Source organism: Lentibacter sp. (genome assembly GCF_029254145.1).
Taxonomy (GTDB): domain Bacteria; phylum Pseudomonadota; class Alphaproteobacteria; order Rhodobacterales; family Rhodobacteraceae; genus Lentibacter.
This window is the reverse complement of sequence record NZ_JAQWYD010000087.1, coordinates 36,620-43,961: the sequence shown is the minus strand read 5'-3', so window position 1 is coordinate 43,961 and position 7,342 is coordinate 36,620. Positions and strand designations below refer to the sequence as shown.

10 protein-coding genes are annotated in these 7,342 nt (G+C 55.4%); 9 read left to right on the top strand and 1 reads right to left on the bottom strand.

Features of this window, described 5'->3' with window-relative positions:
- Positions 1-384 (top strand): tyrosine-type recombinase/integrase (locus P8O11_RS10495; protein WP_300294059.1); only part of this gene is annotated, 384 nt, incomplete at its 5' end.
- Positions 385-405: 21 nt separating this feature from the next.
- A complete protein-coding gene (locus P8O11_RS10490; RefSeq protein WP_300294058.1) occupies positions 406-1,104 on the top strand; it encodes a phosphatidylcholine/phosphatidylserine synthase in 699 nt (232 codons plus the stop codon).
- Here P8O11_RS10490 and P8O11_RS10485 read toward each other — a convergent pair.
- Complete coding sequence (locus tag P8O11_RS10485) at positions 1,101-1,556, bottom strand: methylated-DNA--[protein]-cysteine S-methyltransferase (protein ID WP_300294057.1); 456 nt, start codon at positions 1,554-1,556, stop codon at positions 1,101-1,103. The two genes, P8O11_RS10490 and P8O11_RS10485, sit on opposite strands and share 4 nt — an antisense overlap.
- Between P8O11_RS10485 and P8O11_RS10480 the strand changes: the two genes are divergently transcribed.
- From P8O11_RS10480 to kdsA, 7 genes are all read left to right on the top strand, one after another.
- Positions 1,494-1,622 (top strand): hypothetical protein, encoded by a 129-nt coding sequence (locus P8O11_RS10480; protein WP_300294060.1) that lies wholly within the window; start codon positions 1,494-1,496, stop codon positions 1,620-1,622. The genes P8O11_RS10485 and P8O11_RS10480 overlap by 63 nt on opposite strands.
- Before the next feature lie 583 nt (positions 1,623-2,205).
- On the top strand, positions 2,206-2,775 hold the full coding sequence (locus P8O11_RS10475; protein ID WP_300294056.1) for a universal stress protein: 570 nt from the start codon (positions 2,206-2,208) through the stop codon (positions 2,773-2,775).
- Between the two features lie 127 nt (positions 2,776-2,902).
- Positions 2,903-3,085, top strand: coding sequence for a hypothetical protein (locus P8O11_RS10470; RefSeq protein ID WP_300294054.1), 183 nt, complete (start codon positions 2,903-2,905; stop codon positions 3,083-3,085).
- A gap of 384 nt (positions 3,086-3,469) precedes the next feature.
- The gene (locus P8O11_RS10465) at positions 3,470-4,696 is read left to right on the top strand and encodes an MFS transporter (protein ID WP_300294053.1); all 1,227 of its coding nucleotides are present in this window, start codon (positions 3,470-3,472) and stop codon (positions 4,694-4,696) included.
- A 70-nt stretch (positions 4,697-4,766) separates the two neighbouring features.
- A complete protein-coding gene (locus tag P8O11_RS10460) occupies positions 4,767-5,732 on the top strand; it encodes a KpsF/GutQ family sugar-phosphate isomerase (RefSeq protein ID WP_300294052.1) in 966 nt (321 codons plus the stop codon).
- The gene (locus P8O11_RS10455) at positions 5,729-6,520 is read left to right on the top strand and encodes a 3-deoxy-manno-octulosonate cytidylyltransferase (RefSeq protein WP_300294051.1); all 792 of its coding nucleotides are present in this window, start codon (positions 5,729-5,731) and stop codon (positions 6,518-6,520) included. The genes P8O11_RS10460 and P8O11_RS10455 overlap by 4 nt, the downstream gene beginning before the upstream one ends.
- A complete protein-coding gene (gene kdsA / locus P8O11_RS10450; protein ID WP_300294050.1) occupies positions 6,517-7,341 on the top strand; it encodes a 3-deoxy-8-phosphooctulonate synthase in 825 nt (274 codons plus the stop codon). The genes P8O11_RS10455 and kdsA overlap by 4 nt, the downstream gene beginning before the upstream one ends.
- Position 7,342 lies beyond the last annotated feature (1 nt).

Here is a 7,342-nt window from a genome sequence, read left to right as displayed (position 1 = left end):
CGCATCAAGGGTAAAGGCGGCAAAGAACGTGTCGTCCCCGTGCTGCCCGCTGCACGCGACGCCGTGAATGCGTATCTGCGCGCATGCCCGCATAGCCTTGAGCCGCGCGTGCCCCTCTTTCGCGGTGTACGCGGTGGCCCGCTGTCCGCAGGTGCCATCCAGAAGGTGATGGCCTCTGCGCGCATGCAATTGGGACTGCCTGCCAGTGCCACACCGCACGCGATGCGCCACAGCTTTGCGACCCACCTGCTGGATGCAGGCGGTGATCTGCGCGCGATTCAGGAGTTGCTTGGCCATGCGTCCCTGTCTACGACGCAAGCCTATACGGCCGTGGATACTCTGCGCCTGATGGAAGTCTACAATAGCGCCCATCCGCGCGCTTGACCTGATGAACGAGAGACAAAGATGACCATCCAAAACAAAGCCCTTGCCGTTCACTTGCTTACCGCAACTGGCGCCGTCTTTGCCATGCTGGCCATGCTGGCAGCGGTAGATGCAAAATACGACATGATGTTTCTGTGGCTGGTGGTCGCATTCTTTGTGGACGGCATAGACGGCCCGCTGGCGCGCAAATACGATGTAAAGACCAACGCACCCGAATTTGACGGCATCCTGCTGGATCTGATCATCGACTATCTTACCTACGTCTTCATCCCCGCCTTTGCCCTTTTCAAATCGGGCCTGATGGACGGGTGGAGCGGGTGGTTGATGATCATCATCGTCACCTTCGCAAGTGCGATGTATTTTTGCGATACACGCATGAAAACAAAAGATAACTCTTTCTCCGGCTTTCCCGGCTGCTGGAACATGCTGGTGCTGGTGATCTTTGCATTGGGCATCCCGTGGTACATCAGCCTTGTTCTGGTGACTTTCCTTGCCATCACCATGTTTGTCCCGATCAAGTTTGTGCATCCCGTCCGCACAGAGCGCTGGCGCACAGTCACACTGCCCATGGCGTTGGCATGGACCTTCTTTGCGGGCTGGGCGGCGTGGGTCAATTTCCACCCCGACAGCTGGGCTGCTTGGGGGCTGGTCGTCACATCAATCTATCTGCTGTTTGCGGGCTTTGCGCAGCAAATCATGTACGATGGCCGCGAAATCTAGATCAGGAAACCGCCCGCGCCCTCGTGGCGCAGCAGTGCTACCTTCGTCTCAACCCCGCCTGCGCCGGAAAATCCAGTCAGCCCTTTGGCGCCCATCACACGGTGGCAGGGGATAATCACGGGGATCGGGTTACCGCCACAGGCACCGCCAACTGCCTGTGCAGGTGCGCCAAGCAGCTTGGCAATATCACCGTAGGTGCAGGTGTCACCAAAGGGGATGGCAAACATGGCATCACAAACCGCGCGCTGGAAATCAGAACCGCGCACCTGCAAGGGCAAGTCGAACTCTGTCAGCGTACCCAGGTCATAAGCCAGCAACTGCCGCCGCGCCTCCTCCAGCACATCTGTGCTGTCCTCGGACGGTGCGCGCCCCCAATTGAGTGCCACGATATGATGATCATCCTCGACGAGGATCAAATCGCCGAATTGGGTGGGAACAGTGCATGTTTTCATGGCGTGAGTATGGGCGCAGGGGCCAGTACACTCAATCCGAATGATGCGGATTACGGAACGGGCTGAAGTGCGGGTCTGCGCCTCGACCCGAACGGCTACGATCCGGCAGTCTCTTTTCGTCCGCTGTGCGGACAAAGCGACACGTATGCCGCTGATTATATGGGCGGCTGCTTTCGATAAATGATGTCTCCACCAAGCTGATCCTGTACTTTTTCATGAACGGGCTTGGCTGCATTCACTGTAGGCAACGAGTGGAAAACCAGAGCTGCCGTCCACTGACATTGATTTTTTTCCTTTGTTCCCTTTATGAGTGAGCGGACGGACCAAGAAGACTGGCATGATGCCGGATTTGAAGCGCGTGCTGGAACATGATGTCCAAGCTGCCCGCAAGGCCCAAGTCGACAAGTCCGAACAGGATGCTCGCACCCCACACCATTCAGACAGTTACTGCCGATTGCTTGTCAATCGCAGGGAAGAAGGAGCACCATGACGGGTTATGCACAAGCAAGAGTATCAAACCCCTCGCGCTACTTTGAAACCCCGGATCGCGTTCTGAGCGACGTCAAGCTCGGCCTCGCTGACAAGCGTGAAAATATTAAAGTCGATGGCTGTCGATGCGGATCAAAAGTTGGAAGCAACGTCTGAGGGCATGGCCGGATCAACTACATCCTTCAATGCGGAGGAACTACAGTCCGCCCTGGTTAATCTCGAAAACGTCAAGGATGTTGAAGGCGTAGAGGCCACAAACGTCGAAACAGCGCACTTCCAACGTATCATGGTCGTCACAACCGTCGATCAGTATCTCAATTGCGAAGTTGCTGGCGTTGCCTTTGATATTGCCGAGAGCAAAGGCGGCAAGGTCAGCTTGCTCAATGTTGTACCGTCAGCCTTCGACGGGGTGGGACTGGCGGCGGCAGGACCAATGGTCACCGCAGTTCCCTTTGTCGCGACTGACGATGCGCAAATCATCGAAGATCGCCAAGATCAGCTCGTAGAGCTGAAGACCGCCTGCGGATCAAATGTCGAAACCGAAATCGAGGTGCGCAGCGGCCAGATCGAGGAAGTTATCGTCGCTTATGCCAAAGAGTTTGACGCCGATCTTATCGTCGTCGGGTCACGAAATCGATCTTGGCTTGAAGCGTTTCTCGACACATCGGTCGCCCGCAAGGTTACGAGATCGGCACTTTGTCCGGTTCTGGTCGTACCTGAACCAGCATAACCGTTCTTCTCAACTCATCCGTCAAAAGCTCTTAGCCGCAAAAGTCGTCAAGTTTTGCGGGCAGAGCGATGACTTGCCGGTTGGCCACATCACAACATCGCTACACGAATATTTAAGGAGACCACTCATGGCCAATCTGGCTAAAACGACCGTCTTTACGTCCGACACTTCCCGAAAAGAGACACCGCTTGATAAGACCACGCGCATTGTGCGACGCATTACTGAAGACGAGGCAGAAGTACGTCATCAGAAGACAGATCGTCTGCGCAAAGCCCGGTTTGAGAGTGAGGCTGACACATCAGACACCTAGCTCAAAAGCTGACATTCGTGGACTGCGCAGTATATGGAACAATGGGCTCAAACCCGCCGTTCGCCGCGCAACGCGTCAATGTTGGTTGTGGGCCGAAAGTTTCATGTAATTGATCGATCCGTAGATTCACGATAACTGGCGTGCCTTCACTAAGTTCCCATGCGAAGAAGCCAAAATCCTTAGCTCCCAATTCCCAGCACCGAACGCCTCATTAACTTAATTTGCGTTAACAAATCCCCGTTTAGGCGGTGCACGGGTTGTGCACGCAAAGTGCACGCTTTTCACCCCCCTGGAATCAGCCCGCTTGGCGGGCGTTAACCCTGCGGGACGATGCGTTTACGTTTCGGGGTTTTATTTCTGGGCGGTTTCCGCAAATGCTGGTGGATGGATACGCTTTCTTTCCTCAAGCTCAATGTCAGGTGGCTCGCCGCGGGTGCGTTGCTCACCTTTATGTCGAGCTTCGGGCAGACGTTTTTTATCTCCATCTTTGCGGGTGAAATTCGCGCCGAGTTCGGCCTAAGCCACGGAGAATGGGGCGGAATTTATGCTCTGGGGACTTTGGCTTCGGCCATTGTTATGGTCTGGTCCGGCGGCCTGACCGACCGTTTTCGCGTCCGCACACTTGGCCCTGTTGTGCTCGTCTGCCTCGCGAGCGCCTGCGCCTTTATGGCCACCAATCACGCCGCATGGCTCCTCCCTGCCGTGATCTTTACCCTGCGCATCACAGGTCAGGGCATGAGCAGTCATATCGCTGTCGTAGCCATGGCCCGCTGGTTCACCACCGCCCGCGGCCGCGCCCTCTCCGTTGCGGCTCTTGGTTTTTCAATCGGAGAAGCTGTTCTCCCATTGCTTTTTGTGGCCCTCCTGACAGTCTATGATTGGCGCTTACTCTGGCTTGCCTCTGCCTTGGTCGCTCTTCTTGGTGTCCCCATTCTGGTTAGGCTATTGCAAGAGGAGCGCACGCCACAATCTATGGCAAAATCAACTCACTCTGTGGGTATGAACGGCCTCCAATGGACGCGCAATCAAGCTATGTCTCACTGGCTTTTCTGGGTCATGGTTCCAACCCTTCTCGGCCCCTCCGCCTTTGGCACCGCACTCATGTTTCACCAAGTGCATTTTTCCGAAATCAAAGAAATATCGCATCTCACATTCGTGGCTATGTTCCCGCTCTACACAGCGGTTACAATCGCGTCGATGGTTCTTTCAGGTTGGGCGCTTGACCGTATCGGAACACCGCGTCTCATTGTCTTTATGTATCTCCCCGCGGTGCTCGCCTTCCTCGTTTTTGGCCTTGGTCAAGGCACAGGCGGCTTGGTGCTTGGTTTCGCCCTCTTCGGCCTGACATCAGGCGCAAACTCAACTTTACCAAATGCATTCTGGGCTGAATTCTATGGCACAGCTTCAATCGGTTCCATCAAGGCGATGGCCGCCGCCGTCATGGTGCTTGGCTCAGCCATCGGGCCCGGCCTTACCGGATGGGGGATCGACGCAGGCATCAGCCTTGAGGCCCAATATGTTGCAGTTGCGGTCTATTTTTCCTGCGCGAGTGCACTCCTCTTTTTCGGCGTGCGCAAAGCCACACAGCTTTTGCCTCCACGCGAGGCATGAGCTTGTTTTTATTGGTTCTGGTGACTAAGACAGCATAAGCGGCCAAGAGATGGCCAAGAGATGAGGCCCAATGACCCAACCAGATGATCTTCCCATCGTTCGCTCGGCCCGCCGTGTGCTCCAAACCGAGGCAAACGCGATCCTTGAAATGGTCGATGCGCTGCCTGACGATTTCGCAGATGTGGTCGAGCTGATCCTCAAAACTGAGGGCCGGGTAATTATCTCGGGTGTCGGCAAATCGGGCCATATCGGGCGCAAGATTTCAGCCACCTTAGCCAGCACAGGCACACCCTCCTATTTCGTCCATGCCTCCGAAGCAAGCCATGGTGACTTGGGCATGATCACTTCCCACGATATTGTTGTGCTTATTTCCAACTCGGGCGAAACGCAGGAATTGCGGGATATCCTTCTACACACCCGCCGCTTCAATATTCCGCTGATCGGGATTTCTTCCAAAATCAACAGCACGCTTTTGCAGTCGGCTGATTATAAACTCAACCTGCCAAACCTGCCTGAAGCCTGTGCCATAGGCATGGCTCCGACAACCTCGACAACGCTCACGCTCGCCATGGGCGATGCGCTCGCAGTCGCCGTTATGGAGCAGCGCGGGTTTGGTTCCGAAGATTTCCTAAAGAACCATCCAGGCGGCAAGCTCGGCGCACAGCTGTCACGCGTGGCTGATCTAATGCACAAAGGCGAAAAAGTCCCCACAGTGGAAGCAGACACTCCCATGTCTGATGTGCTCCTGTCGATGACATCTAAGGGCTTTGGCATCACTGGCGTTCTCAAAGGCGGTGTTCTTATCGGCGTAATTTCCGATGGCGACCTACGCCGCCATATGGGCAACCTGATGGAAAAAACCGCCAGCGAAATCGCCACGCTAGACCCAGTAACAATAACGCCTGAGCTCTTCGCTGCGCAGGCGCTGGCGCTCCTCAATGAAAAGAAAATCTCCGCCCTTATGGTGGTAGATGAGGCCAAACGCCCCGTCGGCATCGTCCATATTCACGATCTCTTGCGCGCAGGTGTTGCATGAAAACGGTTGTCCTCATTCCCGCTCGCTATGCTTCGACTCGCTATCCGGGAAAGCCGCTGGCAACCCTTCGCCAAAAAGATGGCAGCGAGAAATCACTAATCCAGATGAGCTATGAGGCGGCCAGCCAAATCAATGGCGTTTCAGACGTTTATGTCGTCACCGACGATACACGTATCCGTGAGGCCTCCGAGGCCTTTGGCGCAATGGTGATAATGACAAGTCCCGAGCGCGAAAACGGAACGGCGCGTGTCGCCGAGGCTGTAGAAGTTGCCGCGCTTGATGCCGATCTCATCGTCAACTTTCAAGGCGATGCGCCGCTGACGCCTCCTTGGTTTGTCGAAGACCTGATCTCAGCAATGAAAGCTGATAAAACCGCTCAAATGGCGACACCCGTCCTACAATGCGACGCGCAAACCTACGCGATGTTCAAAGAAGATCGCGCAGCTGGCCGCGTGGGTGGCACGACAGCTGTCTTCGGAGCCGAGGGCCGCGCAATCTATTTCTCCAAAGAGGTTTTGCCTTATATCGACGCTGGCAAAGTCCCTTCCGAGAATATCCCCGCCTATCACCACGTCGGCGTCTACGCCTATCGCCCAGAAGCGCTCAAGGCCTATATCAGCTGGCCTGAGTGTCAGCTTGAAAATCTTGAAGGGCTGGAGCAGCTGCGCTTTCTGTACAATGGCGTCGCGGTAAAATGTGTTGAAGTTGAAGCCCGAGGCCGTCTCTTCTGGGAGCTGAACAACCCGGAAGATGTGGCGCGGATTGAAAAGGTATTGGCAGAGCAATGACAAAAATAATCGATATCAATGGCGTAAAGATCGGCGGCAAAGAACCCTTCGCGCTCATCACTGGCCCTTGCCAGCTTGAAAGCTTGGATCACGCCCGCATGATGGCCGAACGCATTGCGGAGGCCTGTGCTCCCACCAAAACAGGCTTCATCTTCAAGGCAAGCTACGACAAAGCTAACCGCTCTTCGATCAGCACAAAGCGTGGCCTTGGAATGGAAGAGGGCCTCACGATCCTCTCCAAAATCCGCGAAGAGTTCGGCTGTCCAATTCTCACAGATGTACATGATGCGCACCAATGTGCGCCTGCCGGCGAGGCTGTCGATGTGATCCAAATTCCTGCCTTCCTCTGCCGCCAGACAGATCTGCTCCTCGCCGCTGGCGAGACGGGTGCAGCTATAAACGTCAAGAAAGGCCAGTTCCTCGCGCCATGGGATATGGGCAATGTCGCCGAAAAGATCGCCAGCACAGGCAACGAGCGCATCATGCTTTGTGACCGCGGTACAAGCTTTGGCTACAACACTCTGGTTTCTGATTTCCGCGGCCTGCCGATCATGGCCGCCACGGGCTATCCCGTTGTGTTTGATGCAACCCACTCTGTCCAGCAGCCCGGCGGCCAAGGCACAACTTCAGGAGGCCAGCGTGAGTTCGCCCCAGTGCTTGCGCGCGCCGCTGTGGCTGTGGGAGTGTCTGCACTGTTTATCGAAACACATGAAGACCCCGACAATGCCCCAAGCGATGGGCCCAACATGATCCCGATTGAAGAAATGCAAGCGCTTATCGGCAACCTCGCCCGTTACGACAGTATCAGTAATGAAAGTTAAT

Bases quoted from the DNA above. Each gene is read 5' to 3' on its own strand.
- P8O11_RS10475 (WP_300294056.1), top strand. From the start codon at position 2,206: ATGGCCGGATCAACTACATCCTTCAATGCGGAGGAACTACAGTCCGCC.
- P8O11_RS10470 (WP_300294054.1), top strand. From the start codon at position 2,903: ATGGCCAATCTGGCTAAAACGACCGTCTTTACGTCCGACACTTCCCGA.
- P8O11_RS10460 (WP_300294052.1), top strand. From the start codon at position 4,767: ATGACCCAACCAGATGATCTTCCCATCGTTCGCTCGGCCCGCCGTGTG.
- P8O11_RS10480 (WP_300294060.1), top strand. From the start codon at position 1,494: ATGATGATCATCCTCGACGAGGATCAAATCGCCGAATTGGGTGGGAAC.
- P8O11_RS10490 (WP_300294058.1), top strand. From the start codon at position 406: ATGACCATCCAAAACAAAGCCCTTGCCGTTCACTTGCTTACCGCAACT.
- P8O11_RS10455 (WP_300294051.1), top strand. From the start codon at position 5,729: ATGAAAACGGTTGTCCTCATTCCCGCTCGCTATGCTTCGACTCGCTAT.
- P8O11_RS10485 (WP_300294057.1), bottom strand. From the start codon at position 1,556: ATGAAAACATGCACTGTTCCCACCCAATTCGGCGATTTGATCCTCGTC.
- P8O11_RS10465 (WP_300294053.1), top strand. From the start codon at position 3,470: ATGGATACGCTTTCTTTCCTCAAGCTCAATGTCAGGTGGCTCGCCGCG.
- kdsA (WP_300294050.1), top strand. From the start codon at position 6,517: ATGACAAAAATAATCGATATCAATGGCGTAAAGATCGGCGGCAAAGAA.